The sequence below is a fragment of the Pseudoxanthomonas sp. F11 genome, assembly GCF_037046485.1.
Lineage (GTDB): Bacteria > Pseudomonadota > Gammaproteobacteria > Xanthomonadales > Xanthomonadaceae > Pseudoxanthomonas_A.
The window spans coordinates 37850-56167 of record NZ_JBANLZ010000005.1 but is presented as its reverse complement, the minus strand read 5'-3'; the positions used below and the strand labels follow the sequence as shown (position 1 = coordinate 56167).

The window sequence follows — 18318 nt, the reverse complement described above, 5'->3', positions numbered from 1 at the left end:
CCACCGCGCGGCGTTTTTGCTATCCGGGCCGACCCACGGTGAGAACGGACCGCTGTTGCCGTACTGACGATTCGTTTACTATCAATCACTAACAGAAATTTCCTAAGGTCTGGTCCAAAGGTGGCGAAGCAGCTCCCGGACAACGGCAAATCCAAGGGTGGCAACGCCGCCGCGCGCAGGCAGGCCTCGCCGCCGAACCCGCGCAGGCAGCGCCTGTGGCGCGATCTGGCGCTGATCGCCATCGCGCCGCTGCTGCTGTATCTGCTGGCCAGCCTCTTCACGTTTTCGCCCCAGGACCCCAGTTGGTCGCAGTCGGGCAGCCTGACGGCGCCGGTCCACAACATGGGCGGACTGGCCGGTGCCTACCTGGCCGACATGCTGTTGTGGCTGTTCGGCTACGTCGCTTTCCTGCTGCCGTTGATCCTGGGCGCGGTGGCCTGGATCGCGCTGTTCGGCATGGATACCGACGGTGATGGCGAAGCCGACCTCGGCCCGGCGCTGCGCCTGATCGGCATGGTGGGCTTCCTGATTTCCGCGACCGGCCTGTTGCACCTGCGCGGCGTGCCGGCCGAACATTTTTCGGCGGGTGCGGGCGGCATCCTCGGCACGCTGGTCGGCAAGTCGCTGCTCAAGCTGTTCGGCGGGCTGGGTGGCAACCTGTTCCTGCTGGTGCTGTTCCTGACCTCGGTGACGCTGGCGACCGGACTGTCGTGGTTCGCCGTGATGGAGCGCATCGGCAAGTACGTGCTGATGCTGCCCGACCTGTTCCGCCGCGGCAGCCAGCAGGCCAACGAGTGGCAGCAGACCCGCGCCATGCGCGAGGAACGCGAGACCGTCCGCAAGACCGACGCCATCGCGCGCGCCAAACGCGAGCCTGTGAAGATCGAACCGCCCGCGCCGGCCGTCGTCGAGAAGAGCGAACGCGCCAAGCGCGAGCAGCAGATCCCGCTGTTCCACGGTACCGGCGGCGACGAATCCGGCCTGCCGCCGCTGTCGCTGCTGGACGATCCGAAGCCGCAGACCAAGGGGTACTCGGAAGAGACCCTGGAAACGCTGTCGCGGCAGATCGAGTTCAAGCTCAAGGATTTTCGCATCGACGCCCAGGTGGTCGGTGCCTATCCCGGCCCGGTCATCACCCGCTTCGAGATGGAGCCCGCGCCGGGCGTGAAGGTCAGCCAGATCAGCTCGCTGGACAAGGACATCGCCCGCGGGCTGTCGGTGAAGTCGGTGCGCGTGGTCGACGTGATCCCCGGCAAGTCGGTGATCGGCCTGGAGATCCCCAACACCAGCCGCGAGATGATCTTCCTGTCCGAACTGCTGCGGTCGAAGGAATACGACAAGTCCGGCAGTGTCCTGACGCTGGCGCTGGGCAAGGACATCGCCGGCCGCCCGACCGTGGCCGACCTGGCCCGCATGCCGCACCTGCTGGTCGCCGGCACCACCGGCTCGGGCAAGTCGGTGGCGGTCAACGCGATGGTGCTGAGCCTGCTGTACAAGGCCTCGCCGAAAGACCTGCGCATGCTGATGATCGACCCGAAGATGCTGGAACTCAGCGTCTACCAGGGCATCCCGCACCTGCTGGCGCCGGTGGTCACCGACATGAAGGAGGCTGCCAACGGCCTGCGCTGGTGCGTGGCGGAGATGGAGCGGCGCTACAAGCTGATGAGCGCGGTGGGCGTGCGCAACCTGGCCGGCTTCAACAAGAAGGTCAAGGACGCGATGGACGCGGGCCAGCCGTTGATGGACCCGCTGTTCAAGCCCAATCCCGACCTGGCCGAGGCGCCGCGCCCGCTGGAACCGATGCCGTTCATCGTCATCTTCATCGACGAATTCGCCGACATGATGATGATCGTCGGCAAGAAGGTCGAGGAGCTGATCGCCCGCCTGGCGCAGAAGGCGCGCGCCGCCGGCATCCACCTGATCCTGGCCACGCAGCGCCCCTCCGTGGACGTCATCACCGGCCTGATCAAGGCCAATATCCCCACCCGCATCGCCTTCCAGGTCAGCTCGAAGATCGACTCGCGCACGATCCTGGACCAGTCCGGCGCGGAAACGCTGCTCGGCCACGGCGACATGCTGTACCTGCCGCCGGGCACCGCGATGCCGGAACGCATCCACGGCGCCTTCGTCAGCGACGAGGAAGTGCATCGCGTCGTCGAGCACCTGAAGGCGAGCGGCAGCGCCGACTACATCGAAGGCGTGCTGGAAGAAGTGCAGACCATGGGCGACGGCATCGTCGTCGGCCCGACCGGCCTGCCGGAGTCCGGGGGCGGTGGCGGCGACGAGTCCGATCCGCTCTACGACGAGGCGGTGAAGATCGTTACCGAGAGCCGCCGCGCCTCGATCTCCGGCGTCCAGCGCCGGCTGAAGATCGGCTACAACCGCGCCGCGCGCCTGATCGAAGCCATGGAAGCCGCGGGCGTGGTCAGTCCGCCGGAACACAACGGCGACCGCCAGGTGCTGGCGCCGCCTCCGCCGCGCTGACGCCGCCTGAATGGACGGGGAGGGGGCCACCCGTGGTCTGCAGCCTGTTCAGTTTCGCCACGGCACACTCCTCACCACGTCCCCAGAACCGGAACGCCCATGCTCCGCACTGCCCGCTACGCCATCCTCGCCACGGCCCTGTTCGCGACCACTGCGCTCGCCGGTGCGCGCGATGAACTGAAGACCTTCACGACCGGCCTCAAGGGCCTGGATGGCCAGTTCACCCAGAAGGTCTACGACGGTGGCGGCAAGCTCAAGGAAACCTCGAATGGCCGCGTCGCGCTGTCCGCGCCGCGCCTGTTCCGCTGGGAGTACAACAAGCCCTACGAGCAGCTGATCGTCGCCGATGGCAAGCAGGTGTGGGTCTACGACCCCGACCTGCAGCAGGCGACCGTGCGCGAGCAGGGCATCGAGGAAGAGAACAGCCCGCTGGCGGCGCTGATCGACCCCGGCAAGCTGGACCGTCAGTTCAAGGTCGCCGAAGCGGCCGGGCAGGGCGGGGTGCAGTGGCTCACCCTCACGCCGAAGAACGAAGGCGAGGCCAGCTTCCAGACCGCCCGACTGGCCTTCGCCAACGGCACGCTGGTCAGCATGGAAGTGAAGGACGCCGTGGGCCAGCGCACCGAGATCCGCTTCTCGGGCTGGAAACGCAACCCGGCCTTTTCGGCGGGCACGTTCAAGTACGCGCCCGCGAAGGGCGTGGACGTGGTCGGCGGCCCGTAAGCCACCAAGAACGCCTCCTGGTGGGCGCATGCAACGCCGCCCCGCATGCAGACATGGTCGTGCATCCGGCGTGGTGAGCCGCCGGTGATTGCGTGCGCCGCGGCTTCTTCCCGGCGCCGCTACAATGGGCTGTGGCCCGATCGAAAACGCCCCTGGAACCGTCGACCGACCTGTTGAGCGTCGACAACGAAACGCTGCGCCCGCTCGCCGAGCGGATGCGTCCGCGCACGCTGGACGACATGGTGGGCCAGCGCCGGTTGCTCGCGCCGGGCAGTGCGCTGCGCCGCGCCGTGGAAAGCGGCCGCGTGCACTCGATGATCCTGTGGGGCCCGCCGGGCTGCGGCAAGACCACGCTGTCGCTGCTGCTGGCACGCTATGCCGACGCCGAGTTCAAGGCGATCTCCGCCGTGCTGTCCGGGCTGCCGGAAGTGCGGCAGGTACTGGCCGAGGCCGCGCAGCGCTTCGCCAGCGGGCGGCGCACGGTGTTGTTCGTGGACGAGGTGCATCGCTTCAACAAGGCGCAGCAGGATGCGTTCCTGCCGCACATCGAACGCGGCACCATCATCTTCGTCGGTGCGACCACCGAGAATCCCTCGTTCGAACTGAATTCCGCGCTGCTGTCGCGCTGCCGCGTGCACGTGATGGAGGCCGTCTCCCCCGACGACATCCGGCAGGCGCTGCAGGCCGCGCTGGATGACGCGGAGCATGGACTCGGCGGACTGGGCCTGCAGGTCGAGGAAGCCGCGCTGCTGGAGATCGCCACTGCCGCGGACGGCGACGTGCGGCGCGCGCTCACCTTGCTGGAGATCGCCGCCGAGCTGGCGGCCGACGAAGGCGGGCGCATCACGCCACAGACCCTGGTGCAGGTGCTGGCCGACCGGACGCGCCGCTTCGACAAGGGCGGCGAACAGTTCTACGACCAGATCTCCGCGCTGCACAAGTCGGTGCGCAGCTCCAATCCGGATGGCGCGGTGTACTGGCTGGCGCGCATGCTGGATGGCGGCTGCGATCCGTCCTACCTGGCACGCAGGATGACGCGTATGGCGGTGGAGGACATCGGCCTGGCCGATCCGCGCGCCCTGCAGATGGCGATCGATGCCTGGGATACGTACGAGCGCCTGGGCAGTCCGGAAGGCGACCTGGCGCTGGCGCAGCTGGTGATCTACCTGGCCAGCACCGCCAAGTCGAATGCCGGCTACAGGGCGTTCAACGCCGCCAAGGCCGACGTACGCGAGCACGGCACGCAGGAGGTCCCGATGCACCTGCGCAACGCGCCGACCAAGCTGATGAAGTCGTTGGGCTACGGCACTGGCTACCAGTACGACCACGATGCCGAGGGTGGCATCGCACTGGACCAGACGGCGTTCCCGGATGCGATGGGCGAGCGCGTCTATTACACGCCGGTCGAACGCGGGCTGGAGATCAAGCTGAAGGAAAAACTCGACCGCCTGCGCGAGGCGCGCGTGCAGGCGCGCCGCGCGTCCGGGCGCGAAGACTGAGCGGACAGGAGCACGACGCATGCCGGTAAAGGCCTGGGTATGGTGGCAGCAACTGGGGCTGGTAATGGCCGGCGGCGCACTGGGTGCCGCCGCGCGCTTCTGGCTGGGCGGCGTGTTGATGCGGCACCTCGGCAGCGGGTTCCCGTGGGGGACGTTGGCCGTGAACATGATCGGTTCGTTCGCGGCCGGTTTCCTGGCGATCTGGCTGGAGTCGCGCGGCCCCTCGGCGCTGTACTGGCGTGCGTTCCTGATGGTGGGCGTGCTGGGCGCGCTGACCACGTACTCGGCGCTGATGGTGGAATGCCTGCTGTTCGCGCGCAGCGACCGGCAGGGCATGGTGCCTGCGTATCTGGCCGTCACCTTGGTGGGCGGTCTGGCGCTGGTCTGGCTGGGCGCACGCCTGGCCGGCCTGCTCCGCGGCTCCGCCTGGTAGCGGCAGAACGTCCCCGCCGGACGCGTCCGGCCACCTCGCATGCGCCTGTGACAGGCCCGGTCCGCCTGCGGACGAGCGGCGCGCACCCGAACGAAAATTTAACGGCAGAGGCGGATACGCCTAACGATTCCCGTGCAAATGTGACTCGCGTCGCTCTTTAGGGGCTTCCCCTGGGCTCCGGATCGACCACAAGGAGAATCAACATGTGCATTCGCAAGACTCTGATCGCTTCGGCGGTACTGCTGGCACTCGGTACGACGGGACAGGCACTCGCGCAACAGACCAACAACGAGAGTGGACAGGGTGACGACATCCTGGTCAACCTCGCTGCGGACATGAGCAACAACAGCACCAACACGGACAACAGCGACAATTCCGACAACTCGGACAACTCCGACAATTCCGATCACAGCGACAACAGCACGCACGACGGCGACAACCGCAACAACCGCGGACGCGCCAATGCGGAAGGTTACGGCTCCACCGCTGCGAACAACGGCAGCACGGCCACCTCCACCTTCTCCAACTCCTTCAACCACAGCAAGGCGGTCGCCGAGACCAAGCTCATGGGCTCGGTGTCGGGCGTCACCGTGCACGACATCGGCAACGTCGCGCAGAACTGGGGCGACGCCAATGGCGGCGACGGGGGCGAAGGCGGCAACGGTTATGGCGGCAAGGGCTACGGCGGAAGCGCGGCCGGGGGCACCGGCAATGGCGGAGACGGCGGCGATGGCGGCAACGGCGGCAGCGGCGGCAGTGGTGGCGATGCCAACAACGGCAGCGCGACCGCAGGCGACTCCTCCAACGGCAGCGCCACCATCGGTGATGCGACGGCCGGCAACGGCGGACGCGGCGGCAACGCCAACGACACCCGGGGCGCCAATGGCGGCGACGGCCAGGGATGGGGCGCCGACGGCAACGCGACGGCCGGCAACGGTCGTGGCCGCGGCGGCGACGCCGGCGGCTGGGGCGGCGACGGCGATGGCGCCAGTGGTGCTTCAGGCGGCGACGCCGGCAGCATGAGCGGCGACACCGGCGCCATGGCAGGCGCCTCCGGCGGCGACGCCGGTGCAGGCAGCGGCAACGTGCGCGAGCGCGGCAACGGTGACGGGGCCAGCGGCGACGGCACGGCCACGGGCGGTGCGGGAACCTCCGGCGACGCAACCGCAACCGGCGGAGCGAGCACGGCCACGGCGGGGGCGGGTACCTCGGGCGACGGCACGGGGACCGGCGGTGACGGGTCCGGTACGGGCGGTGCAGGCTCCGGCACGGGTGGCGACGCCACTGCGACCGGCGGTGCCGGAAATGGCTGGGGCGGGGCGGGCGGCAGCGTGACCGCCACCGCAGGCAACGGCGGCGACGGCGGCGATGCCAGCAACGGCGATGCCACCAACGGCGGCGCCTCGTCCAGTGCCAGCAATGGCGACGCCACGGCCGGCAACGGCGCCAGTGGTGCGGTGGGTGCGACCGGTGGTGCGGGCGGCGTCGGCAACGGCGGCGACGGCAACGGCGGCGACGGCAACGGCGGCGTGGGCAACGGCGCGACCGGCGGTGCCGGCGGCGCAGGCGGTTCCATCGCGGTCGACGCGGGTGCGTTCGACATGTCCAACAACATGACGAGCGTCGGGCAGTCGGCGGCCGGCATCATGGTGGCGGCGCAGAACAGCGGCATGGCCTCGCTGATCCAGCAGGGCATCACCGTCCAAGCCAACCTGACCGTAGGCCCATAAGCGATCCGCCGGCGTCCCGGCCCGCACGGCCGGGACGCTCCGCGCGGACGCCGGGCGCCCCGCTTCGCGGCGGGGCGCCTTGAGGCCGCACGGTGGACGCATGGCAAGGGAGACTGACCATGCATACGCACCAACAGGCCGGGTTGCGCATCGCAACCTGTGGATTGCTTGTCCTGGCGTTCGCCGCTTCGGCCGAAGACAGCATCGCGACCGACGCAGCGCAGGCCCCCGCGCTGGTTCCCCAAACCTCGGTACCGGAGCTCCCGGTCGTGGCGGTCAGCGAACTGGGCCATGCCATCGCGGTGGACCGGCTGTCCGCCCTGCGGGGCGGCGACGGCAGCCAGACCGAGAATCTCATCGATGTCGATGGTTCCGTGGACGACAACACGGCGCACCACATCACCAGCGGCACCAACAGCATCGCCGACGGCGCCTTCAGCAACGCCAGCGGCATCAACACGGTCATCCAGAATTCCGGCAGCAACGTGCTGATCCAGAACGCGATGATCGTGACCGTCGACTTCGCCGGCGGCCCGCAATGAAACGCCGCGCCCGGTCCTGGCGATGGCCCGCCTATGCGGCGCTGGCCTGCGCGTTCGCCGGTCTGGGCGGCGCGTCGGCCGCGACCAGCGACGTGCGCGTACCGGGCGGCGCCTACACCGTCCGCCTGACCAGCCTGAAGGAAGCGCGCTTCAAGACCACGCTGCCGCAGCAGTACGACTTCAGTTGCGGCTCCGCGGCCACGGCCACGCTGCTGACCCATCAGTACGGGCATCCGGTCAGCGAAGTGGACGTGTTCGTGCAGATGTACAACAACGGCGACCAGGCGCGCATCCGCAAGGAAGGCTTCTCGCTGCTGGACATGCGCCGCTACCTGCGCTCGAAAGGCTACGAGGCGGACGGCTTCGAGCTTCCGCTGGACAAGCTGGAGCAGGAGAACGTGCCGGCCATCGTGCTGCTCAACGACCGCGGCTACCGCCACTTCGTCGTGGTGAAGGGGCTGCGCGAGGGGCGCGTGCTGCTGGGCGATCCCGCGCGCGGCACGCGCGCCATGCCGCGTTCGCGTTTCGAAGCGCTGTGGGACAACCGGGTGATGTTCGTCGTGCACAACCAGCGACAACGCGCCCGCTTCAACCAGGCCCGCGACTGGCAGACTGCTCCTCCGGCGCCGCTCGACATGGGAATCCAGCGCGATGGCCTGCGCAACGTCACCGTGCCCAGGCGCGGCCCGGGAGACATCTGACATGGACGCAAGACGACACCCGGGCCTGCGCCTGGCGCTGCTGCTGGCGGTCCTGCTGGTTCCCTCGGGCGCGCGTGGGCAGGGCGGCGAACTGGGCGCCGAATGGCAGCCGGTGGATCCGGCGCGGCTGGCGCAGATGCGTGGCGGCTTCCAGATGCCGTCGGGCATGATGCTGTCGTTCGGCATCGAGCGCGTGGTCTTCCTCAATGGCGAACTGACCGCGCGCATCGCCGTGCAGATTCCCGACGTGGCGCGCATCACCCCCGAGCAGGCGCAGGCCCTGTCCGACTTCAACCGTGGCATGGTGGTGCAGATCGGCGAGGGCAACCGCTTCGATCCGGCCCAGGTCGCCGGCGGGCTGGTCATCCAGAACACGCTGGACGACCAGGACATCCGCACGCTCACCCGCATCGAGGTGGGCGTGGACACGCTGGGCGCCTACCAGAATCTCAATGCCAATGGCGCGCTGACGGATGCGCTGATCCGCGCGCCGGGCGGCCCCTGATCCGCACGCCGCCCTCCACGCACACGAAGGGGAACACCATGAAAGGGACGTCTCTGATCGAAGTGGCACCGCTGGCGCTTGCCGTGGGCCTGGGCGTGCAGGCCGGACAGGCGAGGGCGCAGGTGGCGGTCGATCCCGCCCCGCCGGTACCGCCGCTCCCCCTGCAACCCTACGAGATCACCGCCGACGCACGCCTGGACGCGCTGCAGCGGCAGCTCAACGAACAGACCCAGCGCCTGCAGCAGATGCGCGAGGCGATGCTGGCGCAGGAGCAGCAGATCTTCAGCCTGCAGCATGCGCTGAACGAGGAAATCCTGGCCAATGCGCGCGCACGCGGCGCGCCGGCGCCGGTCATCGTGCCGTCGCTGAACCAGGCGCCGACCTTCCGCGACGCGCCGGCGCCCGCGCCCACCTACATCGTGGTCGGTCCCTCGCCGCCACCTGCGTCCGCTGCCGTCGCGCCAGTCGTATCCGCCGGCCAGGGCGTGCAGGTCGCGCAGGCCGGTGCGCCTGCGCAGCAGGCCGGCGGCACGCAGGCGCCGCAGCGCGTGGGGCAGGCGCCCGAAAGCGACTCGCGCCCGCCGGAAGTGGCGCAGATCTTCGACCAGCCCGGCGTGCTGACGCCCAAGAACAAACTGGTGCTTGAGCCGGCCCTGCAGTACGGCTACTCGGCCAACGACCGCGTCGCCCTGGTGGGCTACACCATCATCCCGGCCATCCTGATCGGCCTGATCGACGTGCGCCAGGTGAAGACCACCACCGCCGTGGCCACGCTGACCGGCCGCTATGGCGTGAGCCGGCGCATGGAGGTGGAAGCCAAGGTGCCGTACGTCTACATCCACAGCGACACCGTCAGCCGTGAGATCTTCACCGGCTCGGCGCAGGACCGCGTGTTCAACGCGCGCGGCAGCGGCATCGGCGACGTGGAAGTCACCGGCCGCTACCAGCTCAACCGCGGCGGCCCCGACAAGCCGTTCTACATCGCCTGGCTGCGCTACAAGAGCAGGACGGGACAGGACCTGTTCGACGTGACCACCGATTGCGTGACGCGCTGCGTGGCCAACACCACCGGCACCGGCCTGCCACTGGACCTGCCGACAGGCAGTGGCTTCAACGCGGTACAGCCCGGCCTGACCTGGCTGTATCCCTCCGACCCGGTGGTGTTCTTCGGCAGCTTCAGCTACCTGCACAACTTCAAGCGCAGCAACGTCTCGCGCCGCGTGCTGGGTGGGCAGACCGAATTCCTGGGCGACATCAAGGCCGGCGACATCATCGGCTTCAACCTGGGCATGGGCCTGGCGTTGAACGAAAAGGCCGCCATCAGCATCGGCTACGACCAGAGCATCGTCGGCAAGACCAAGCAGGACGGGCGGGAAGTCGCCGGTGCGGTGCGCACCACGCTGGGCACGCTGCTGCTGGGCGGCACGTACCGCTTCAGCGACCGCATGTCGTTGAACGTCGCCCTCGGCGTGGGCGTCACCCGCGACACGCCGGACCTGACGCTCACCGCACGCGTTCCGATCAACTTCTGAGCGCGCGCCGCGCAGGAGTCAGACGGACCGGCCCTGCCACCACAACCCGATCGCCGCCGCCAGCATCAGCCACTCGGTCACCGCCAGCGCGAGCGTGGCGGTTTCCACCGGCCACCAGCGCAGCAGGGCGACGCTGCGGTACAGCACGATCGGCAGGTAGAGCGCCATCGCCAGCACCAGGCCCGTGCGCATCTGCTGGGTCCAGGCGAACCACGCGAACAGAAAGGCCAGGCCCAGCTGCAGTCCACCGTAGATGGTCAGGTACTCGGTCTGCCCGGACCGTGTGAGCGATGCGTAGCCCACCGCCACGGCGGTGCGCGCGGGTGCCAGCGTGCACCACACGGCCAGCAGCAGGTAGATCGCCGCGTTGAGATACAGATAGAGGCTGGTCATGGTGTTGCTCCTGCAATGGAATGACGCGGTTCTCGCATGGCAGGGGGTGATGGCGCAGTGAATGCGCGGAAAAATCCGATGCCCGTATCCGGTGTGCGCCGATGCCACGCCCGGATGCTCCGCGCGATCCTGCGTGCCCGTCGTCGAGGAATGCGCCATGTCCCGCTCCCATGCCCCTGCAGGACGCCTGCTGCTGGCCTGCGTGCTGATCGCACTGGGTTCGTCCACCTGGGGCAGCGATCCGGTGTACAAGTGCCGCGACCACGCGGGCCAGGCGCACTACCAGGCCAGTCCATGCCCGACCACGCAGCGCACGGAATGGAGGCGCGAGTATCCGGACCAACCATCTGCGCAGACGGACGCCGGCCCCATCGCGCGCCAGACGTCGGCGAAGCCGCGCACCACCGTTAGCCGACATGCTGACAGCAAGCCACGCCGTGGCGCAGCGGCCCAGGGCGCGGTGATCTCGCTGTATCGCGACCCGGCCGCCTGCGAACGCGCGCGGCAGGCGCGCGACAGGGCGCATGCGCGGCTGGGGCTGCGACGGGACTTCGCCACCAGCCGTCGCCTGGACGACCGCGTACACGATGCCTGCCGCTGAACACGCCCGTCGGCAAGGTCAGACGGTGCGCGAGAACCGGGGTGCGTCGGGGGCGGGCGTCGCCGGCAGGTAGCGGTCGAAGCACATTGCGATCACGCGCAGCAGCAGGCGACCCTTGGCCGTGGCCTGGAAGCCCGCCCGCGTGAAGGTCAGCAGTCCGTCGTCGGCCAGCGCCTGCAGGCGGGGCAGGCTGTCGGCGAAGTACTCCGCGAAGTCGATGCCGTAGCGCCGCCCCACGCGTGCGTAGTCCAGCCGCCCATGGCACATCAGTTCCTGGATGACCTCCGCACGCAGCACATCGTCGCGGTCCAGCGGCATCCCGCGCCACACCGGCAGGCGGCCGTCGTCGATGGCGCGCTCCCAGCTGGCGATGTCGCGCGGGTTCTGGCTGAAGCTGTCGCCGATGTGGCTGATGGCACTCACGCCGAAGCCGATCAGGTCGCTGTCGGCGTGGGTGGTGTAGCCCATGAAGTTGCGGTGCAGGTCGCCGCGTGCCTGTGCGCGCGCCAGCTCGTCGTCCGGCAGCGCGAAGTGGTCCATACCGATGTACACGTAGCCCGCGGCGCCCAGGCGCTCGATCGCGCACTGCAGCAGCGCCAGCTTGTCCTCTGCGCTGGGCAGGTCCTCCAGCGCGATGCGCTGCTGGGGCTTGAACAGCTGCGGCAGGTGCGCGTAGCTGTATACGGCGATGCGGTCCGGACGCGCCTGCACCACGATGTCCAGCGTGCGCTCGAATCCCGCGCGGGTCTGCTTGGGCAGGCCGTAGATCAGGTCGATGTTGACCGAGCGCATGCCGTGCTCGCGGCACGCGGCCACGATGGCCAGCGTGTCCTCCACGCTCTGCTCGCGGTTGACCGCCTTCTGTACCTTCGGGTCGAAATCCTGCACGCCCAGGCTGGCCCGGTTGAAGCCCACCTTCGCCAGCTCGCCGATGTCGTCGGGCGTGACGAAGCGCGGATCCAGTTCGATGGAGAAATCCATCCTCTCACGCGGCGCGAAGCTGAACTGGCTGCGCAGTTCGGCCACGCAATCCGCGATCTGGGCCGGGGTGAGGAAGTTCGGCGTGCCGCCACCGAAGTGCAGCTGCACCACGGGACGGCCGCTGTCGAAGAGCGGCGCCATCCGCGCGATCTCGCGGTACAGGTAGTCCAGGTAGACCTCGCCGCGCGCCTTGTCGCGGGTGATGACGCGGTTGCAGCCACAGTAGAAGCACGGACTGGTGCAGAAGGGGATGTGCACGTACAGCGACAGCGGCCGCGCGTGTTCCTGCTGGTTGCTGGCCCGCGCATGCTCGCGCAGCTGCTGTGCACCGAAGTTCCCGCTGAACTGCGGCGCGGTCGGATAGGAGGTGTAGCGGGGGCCGGGCGTGTCGTAGCGCCGCAGCAGGTCCGCATCGAACAGGGGGGAAGGGGAGACTTTGCCCATGCCGCGCAGGCTAGGGCACCGCACCCTCCGCCGCATTGATCGGGATCAATTCCGCGCCGGCTCCCTGCGTCCGCGGTCCGCCGCATCGGGAATCTCCGGCAGCATTTCCAGCGCCACCGGCGTGGTGCGCAGCATCGGATGGAAGCGCGCCGCGTGCAGCAGCCGGTGCGCCTTCAGCAGACGGCGACCGGCCGCCACCAGGGCCAGCAGTCCCAGCGTGACCGCAAAGAATCCCGGCAGTGCGGAAGCGCCCCACTGCTGCATCAGCACGCCGGCAGCGGCCGGGCCGATCGCCGCGCCCACGCCATTGAGCAGCAGCAGCGCGCTGCACCCGGCCAGCAGCTGTTCGGGGGGCAGCCGGTCCAGCAGGTGCGCGACCGCCAAGGGATACAGCGCGAAGGCCAGGCCGCCGAACACGAAGAACAGGCCGTGTGCACCGCCCTGCATCGCGCCGTCGAAACGCAGTGCGATCAGCGCCGTCACAGCGGCCAGTGCGGCGACGATCGCCAGCGTGCTGCGCCGATCCCCGCGGTCGGACAGCCGCCCGATCGGCCACTGCAAGGCGGCCCCGCCCAGGATGGTGGCGGCCATGAAACTGCCGATGCCGGCGCGATCCAGCCCCAGCGAGGCGGCATACACCGCGCCCATCCCCCAGAACGCACCCAGCGCCATGCCCGCCAGCAGCGCGCCGGCGGCCGCACTGGGTGCGGCGCGACAGACCTCCAGCACATGCGCCCGGGGCGCCACCGCCAGCGGCGGCGGCGACAGCCGGGTGGCGCTGACCGGCAGGATGGCCAGCGCGAACAGGATGGCCACCACGCTGAACAGCACCGGGCTGCGGGGCGGCTGCAGGTCCAGCATCAGCTGGCCCGCCGCCAGCGCGAGCAGCGTCACCACCATGTAGACGGCGAACACGCGGCTGCGATGCGCCGGAGCCGCCTGGGCGTTCAACCAGCTTTCGATCACCGTGCACAGGCCCACCAGCGCCATGCCGGTGACCACGCGCAGCGCCATCCAGCCCGCCGGCTCCACCCATAGCGGATAGATCAGGACCGCCGCGGCCGCCAGCGCCGCGTGGAAGGAGAAGGCGCGGATGTGGCCGACCCGGCGGATCAGCGGCGGCGCCGTGAACGTGCCCAGGAAGAAGCCGACGAAGTAGCCCGACATCACCAGGCCCGTGGTGCGCTCGCCCCAGCCCTCCACCTGGCTGCGCACGGCCAGCAGCGTGCCCAGCAGTCCGTTGCCGCCCAGCAGCAAGGCGACGCTCGCCAGCAGGGCAGTGAGGGGAAGCATGATGCGCAGCACGACGTGGACCCCGTTCTTCGACGACGTCCCGCATGCTAACAACCCCATGCTGAGCGTCCGGTTCACGCGCCCGTTACGGCGCACGCGCATCCACCGCGTGCGGCACGCGTTATCCTGCATGCGTCCCCTGACCGGCGTGCAGCAGGCGCTATTCCAGATGAGTGATCGCAAGGTTCCCGGCATCGATGCGTACGACGGCGCCGCAGGAGGCTGGGGGGCGCTGGCCGCGGTCGCGCGCGCGGTGAAAGGCCAGATGGCGGTGGGCCGCGAAACCGCCGCCCTGCGGCGCGTCAATCAGCCCACCGGTTTCGACTGCCCGGGCTGCGCTTGGCCGGATCCGCAACACACGTCGTCGTTCGAGTTCTGCGAGAACGGCGCCAAGGCGGTGTCGTGGGAAGCCACCGGCAAGCGTGCGACACCGGACTTCTTCGCACGCCACACGCTGGCCGAGCTGTGGGAGTGGAGCGACCACGCGCTGGAAGACGAGGGCCGGCTGACGCATCCGATGGCGTACGACGCCGATGCGGACCGCTACGTGCCCATCAGCTGGGACGACGCTTTCGCCCGCATCGGCCAGGCACTACGCGCGTTGCCGCACCCGGACATGGCCGAGTTCTACACCTCCGGCCGCACCTCCAACGAGGCCGCCTTCCTGTACCAGCTGATGGTGCGCGAATACGGCACCAACAACTTCCCCGACTGCTCCAACATGTGCCACGAGGCCACCAGCGTGGGCCTGCCCGCATCCATCGGCGTGGGCAAGGGCACGGTGACGCTGGACGATTTCGCCCTGTGCGACGCGCTTTTCAGCTTCGGCCACAATCCCGGCACCAACCACCCGCGCATGCTGTCCACGCTGCGCGAGGTATCGAAGCGGGGCGTGCCCATCGTGGCGGTGAATCCACTGCGCGAACGCGGGCTGGAGCGCTTCACCTCGCCCCAGCATCCCGGGGAGATGCTGACCAACACCGCCACGCCGATCGCCCAAACCTATTACCAGGTGAAGATCGGCGGCGATCTCGCATTGCTGAAAGGCATGATGAAGTGGCTGCTGGAGGCCGACGCAGCGGATCTGGCTGCCGGCGGTGCCGGTGTGCTGGACCATGCCTTCATCGCCGAACACACCGAAGGCCTGGATGCGCTTCGCGACGACCTGGCACAGACGTCGTGGGACGACGTGGTGGCGCAGTCGGGCCTCTCGCGCGACGACATCGCCGCGGCCGCACGCCTCTATGCGCAGGCCGAGCGGGTGATCCTCTGCTACGGCATGGGCATGACCCAGCACCGCCGCGGCACGCAGAACGTGCAGCAGATGGCCAACCTGTTGCTGCTGCGCGGGAACATCGGCAAACCGGGCGCCGGCATCGCACCGATCCGCGGGCACTCCAACGTGCAGGGCGACCGCACGGTGGGCATCACGGAAAAGCCGACGCAGGCGCTGGTCGATGCCGTCAGGCAGCGTTACGGCTTCACGTTTCCGCTCACCCACGGCCACGATGCGGTGGACGCCGTGCGTGCCATCCGCGACGGGCGCTCGCGCGCGCTCGTCTGCATGGGCGGCAACCTGGCCGTGGCGATGCCGGACCCGGACACCACGATCCCGGCGATGCGCAATCTGGACCTGGCCGTGCATATCGCCACCAAGTTGAACCGCTCGCACCTGATCCCCGCCCGGCAGGCGTTCCTGCTGCCGTGCCTGGGGCGCACCGAACGCGACGTGCAGGCCAGCGGCCTGCAGTCGGTGACCGTGGAGGATTCGATGTCGATGGTGCACGCCTCGCAGGGCGGGCTGCCGCCGGCGTCCGAGCATCTGCTGTCCGAACCCGCCATCGTCGCCGGCATCGCCAAGGCGACGCTGCCGCAGACCAAGGTGGACTGGGATGGCTTGGTCGGCGACTACGACCGCATCCGCGACGATATCGAAGCGGTGTTCCCCCTCTTCAGGGATTTCAACCGGCGCGTGCGCGAGCCGGGCGGGTTCCGGTTGTACATCGGCGCATCGGAGCGCGACTGGGGCCCGGCGGGCAAGGCGCGCTTCCTGGTCGCGCCCGGGCTGGGCGAGGACCCCGCCGGCGACGGGGACGCCGTGCTGACGCTGACCACGGTGCGTTCGCACGATCAGTACAACACCACCATCTACGGTTTCGACGACCGCTACCGCGGCGTCAGTGGGCGGCGGGACGTGGTGTTCCTCAACCGCGACGACATGCGGGCGCGTGGCCTGCAGTCGGGCGACCGCATCCAGGTGGAATCGCGTGTCGGCGATGCCGTGCGCCGGCTCTCGGGCTTCATCGCAGTCGAATACGACCTGCCGCGCGGCTCGGCGGCGATGTACTACCCGGAAGGCAACCGGCTGGTGCCGTTGGACAGCCACGATCCGCATTCGGGCACCCCGGCCTACAAGTCGATTCCCGTCGTGGTGAGCAAGCTCGACGATCCGGCCGCCCATGCCGGCTGATCGCGTCGACGGGGTGGCCTGGCGCGAGGTCGTCGAGGTCTCCGGTGGCGTATCGGCCGTGCGCCTTGACCGGGTGGCCGAGGAGGTTCCGTTGGCAATCCACTGCAACGGCGAGCCGCTGGCGGTGATGATGGTGTCGCCGTGCGACCTGGAGGATTTCGCGCACGGCTTCGCGCTGACCGAACTCGGGCTGGGGACGGGCGATCTCGTTTCGGTGGGCGTGCAGGCGGTGCTGGAGGGCATCCAGCTGGATCTCGGCACACGCGATCCCTTGCCTGCACGTGCCGTGGATCCGCAACGCTGGCTGCCGGGTCGCAGTGGCTGCGGCATCTGCGGTCACCGGCATCTGGAGGATGTGGTCAGACAACCTGCAGCCGTGGGGCAGGGGAGTGCCATCGCATCTTCCGCGCTGGAGGTCGCGCTGCGTCAGATCGAGCAGCGGCAACCGTTGAATGCAGCCACCGGTGCGATCCACGCGGCGGCATGGGCGAGGGTGGATGGCTCGCTGGTGCTGGTCCGCGAGGATGTCGGTCGCCACAACGCGCTGGACAAGTTGATCGGCGCGATGCAGCGCGAAGATGTCGATCCGGCATCGGGCTTCGCGCTGGTCACCAGCCGCGCGAGCTACGAGATGGTGGCGAAGGCCGCGACGGCCGGCATCCCGCTGCTGGCCGCGATGTCGGCGCCGACGGCATTGGCAGTGGACCTGGCGACGGGATGCGGAATGACGTTGATAGGTTTTCTGCGTGCGGGACGATATGTGGTTTACAGCCATCAGGATCGGATTGGCTGACAAAACCACCAAGCAACTAAGCGACCTGGGTGATGGCTACTTTTAGCGATGAATGCAGTTGCCAAGCGGCCTGACGGCTGTGCTAGTCTCGCCTCCGTCGTCATGGAGGGATGGCAATGGGGAAGGGGATAGCACTAATTCTGCTCATCTTGGCTGCGCCCGCCATGGCTCAGACGCGTGCCGCCCAAGGCAAAGGCGTGCCACGAGTCGCACCAGCTCCGAAAGGGGGCTACAACTCGACTGCGAAGGACACCACGCCCTTCAATTGCGACAACTACGCCGATCATCCCCATCCGCTTATGAAGCCAATTTGCGAGGACTGGGAGAGAAACCACATTCAGTCGGAAGCGCGTCGAGTCGGCCGTCCCGGGCCCTCATCGAGCATAGTCGATCTCCCACCTTTAGGCTCCGCAGAAGGCAAGCGGACCGGAATCATCTGCATTGGTGGCCAAGCGATGCGAAAGATTCCCAATGGTTGGGAACAGGTCTGGGGTTCTGACGGCTGGCAAAGGTGTCGTGGTGGTTAGCAATCCAATTGGCGTGGAGTATTCATGATCAGCTTCTTTCAGCAATACGCAAAAGAGATCATTTCTCTGATTGTTCCTTTCATTGCTTGGGCCTTGGCGCGATACATTCGTGCTAGGCCGAAGCTTGAGTGTGCAAATCGACATGAGTTCGTGTTTCTTGTGAACGAGCCTCTCAAGAATGCTGAGGGAAACGTTGTTCGAGAGAGCCAAGTGGTGACGACACGTTCAGTCATAGTGAGGAACGTGGGGCGCGAGACCGCTAACAAGTTGGAGGTCGTTTTCAATTGGAAGCCGTTATGCGTGAATCTTTGGCCTCAGCGAAATTTCGAAGAGAAGGTTCTCGCTGACAAGAGATTCATCCTACTGTTTGACAACCTCGCTCCGAGTGAGGCCATCAATATTGAGATTCTTAATGTCAACAGTGAATTGCCGAACCTTGTATCGGTTCGCTCAGCTGATTCGGTGGCTAAGGACGTCTACTTAACGCCGCAACCTGAGGTAGGGCGTGGCGTCAAAGTCGTCGCGATTACATTGATGCTGGCTGGTGTTGCGGCCATCGTTTACTTCGGATTGCTGCTTCTGCAGTTCTTAGTAGCCCCAACATAACCGGCACGGTTGCCGAAGTGGCGGGCGTGCCAGTCGGCTGTTTCCACGACGACGGCCTTGA

16 protein-coding genes are annotated in these 18318 nt (G+C 68.1%); 13 read left to right on the top strand and 3 right to left on the bottom strand.

What is annotated here, in order from left to right; genetic code table 11:
* Nucleotides 1-120: 120 nt before the first annotated feature.
* The 9 genes from V8246_RS14980 (at nt 121) to V8246_RS14940 (ending at nt 10149) form a co-directional block, all read left to right on the top strand.
* Nucleotides 121-2484, top strand: a complete 2364-nt coding sequence (locus V8246_RS14980; RefSeq protein WP_185896082.1) for a DNA translocase FtsK — start codon at nt 121-123, stop codon at nt 2482-2484.
* 99 nt (nt 2485-2583) lie between these two features.
* Nucleotides 2584-3207, top strand: a complete 624-nt coding sequence (lolA, locus tag V8246_RS14975) for an outer membrane lipoprotein chaperone LolA (protein ID WP_336189917.1) — start codon at nt 2584-2586, stop codon at nt 3205-3207.
* A 131-nt stretch (nt 3208-3338) separates the two neighbouring features.
* Complete coding sequence (locus V8246_RS14970) at nt 3339-4706, top strand: replication-associated recombination protein A (RefSeq protein ID WP_336189916.1); 1368 nt, start codon at nt 3339-3341, stop codon at nt 4704-4706.
* Nucleotides 4707-4725: 19 nt separating this feature from the next.
* Nucleotides 4726-5139: a fluoride efflux transporter CrcB gene (gene crcB, locus V8246_RS14965; protein WP_336189915.1), complete on the top strand. Its 414-nt coding sequence runs from the start codon at nt 4726-4728 to the stop codon at nt 5137-5139.
* Between the two features lie 203 nt (nt 5140-5342).
* Complete coding sequence (locus tag V8246_RS14960; protein WP_336189914.1) at nt 5343-6869, top strand: hypothetical protein; 1527 nt, start codon at nt 5343-5345, stop codon at nt 6867-6869.
* A 119-nt stretch (nt 6870-6988) separates the two neighbouring features.
* Complete coding sequence (locus V8246_RS14955; RefSeq protein ID WP_336189912.1) at nt 6989-7411, top strand: hypothetical protein; 423 nt, start codon at nt 6989-6991, stop codon at nt 7409-7411.
* Nucleotides 7408-8112 (top strand): C39 family peptidase, encoded by a 705-nt coding sequence (locus V8246_RS14950; protein WP_336189911.1) that lies wholly within the window; start codon nt 7408-7410, stop codon nt 8110-8112. The genes V8246_RS14955 and V8246_RS14950 overlap by 4 nt, the downstream gene beginning before the upstream one ends.
* A 1-nt stretch (nt 8113) precedes the next feature.
* Entirely contained in the window at nt 8114-8617 is a 504-nt protein-coding gene (locus V8246_RS14945) for a hypothetical protein (protein ID WP_336189910.1), read from the top strand.
* 38 nt (nt 8618-8655) lie between these two features.
* Nucleotides 8656-10149, top strand: a complete 1494-nt coding sequence (locus V8246_RS14940) for an acetate kinase (RefSeq protein ID WP_336189909.1) — start codon at nt 8656-8658, stop codon at nt 10147-10149.
* Nucleotides 10150-10167: 18 nt separating this feature from the next.
* Here V8246_RS14940 and V8246_RS14935 read toward each other — a convergent pair whose 3' ends face one another.
* On the bottom strand, nt 10168-10542 hold the full coding sequence (locus V8246_RS14935; protein ID WP_336189908.1) for a DUF4345 domain-containing protein: 375 nt from the start codon (nt 10540-10542) through the stop codon (nt 10168-10170).
* Between the two features lie 157 nt (nt 10543-10699).
* Between V8246_RS14935 and V8246_RS14930 the strand changes: the two genes are divergently transcribed.
* Nucleotides 10700-11143: a DUF4124 domain-containing protein gene (locus tag V8246_RS14930; protein WP_336189907.1), complete on the top strand. Its 444-nt coding sequence runs from the start codon at nt 10700-10702 to the stop codon at nt 11141-11143.
* An 18-nt stretch (nt 11144-11161) separates the two neighbouring features.
* Here the strand turns inward: V8246_RS14930 and hemN are convergent, their stop codons facing one another.
* A complete protein-coding gene (gene hemN / locus V8246_RS14925; protein ID WP_336189906.1) occupies nt 11162-12568 on the bottom strand; it encodes an oxygen-independent coproporphyrinogen III oxidase in 1407 nt (468 codons plus the stop codon).
* 45 nt (nt 12569-12613) lie between these two features.
* Nucleotides 12614-13861 carry an MFS transporter gene (locus V8246_RS14920; RefSeq protein WP_336189905.1) on the bottom strand — a complete coding sequence of 416 codons (1248 nt, stop codon included), beginning with the start codon at nt 13859-13861 and terminating at the stop codon, nt 12614-12616.
* Between the two features lie 130 nt (nt 13862-13991).
* On the opposite strand from V8246_RS14920, the gene V8246_RS14915 reads away from it, so the two are divergent.
* The 3 genes from V8246_RS14915 (at nt 13992) to V8246_RS14905 (ending at nt 18257) form a co-directional block, all read left to right on the top strand.
* The gene (locus V8246_RS14915; protein WP_336189904.1) at nt 13992-16331 is read left to right on the top strand and encodes an FdhF/YdeP family oxidoreductase; all 2340 of its coding nucleotides are present in this window, start codon (nt 13992-13994) and stop codon (nt 16329-16331) included.
* The gene (gene fdhD, locus V8246_RS14910) at nt 16321-17124 is read left to right on the top strand and encodes a formate dehydrogenase accessory sulfurtransferase FdhD (protein WP_336189903.1); all 804 of its coding nucleotides are present in this window, start codon (nt 16321-16323) and stop codon (nt 17122-17124) included. The genes V8246_RS14915 and fdhD overlap by 11 nt, the downstream gene beginning before the upstream one ends.
* Nucleotides 17125-17675: 551 nt before the next feature.
* Nucleotides 17676-18257, top strand: a complete 582-nt coding sequence (locus V8246_RS14905; protein ID WP_271249886.1) for a hypothetical protein — start codon at nt 17676-17678, stop codon at nt 18255-18257.
* The last annotated feature ends 61 nt before the right edge of the window (nt 18258-18318 follow it).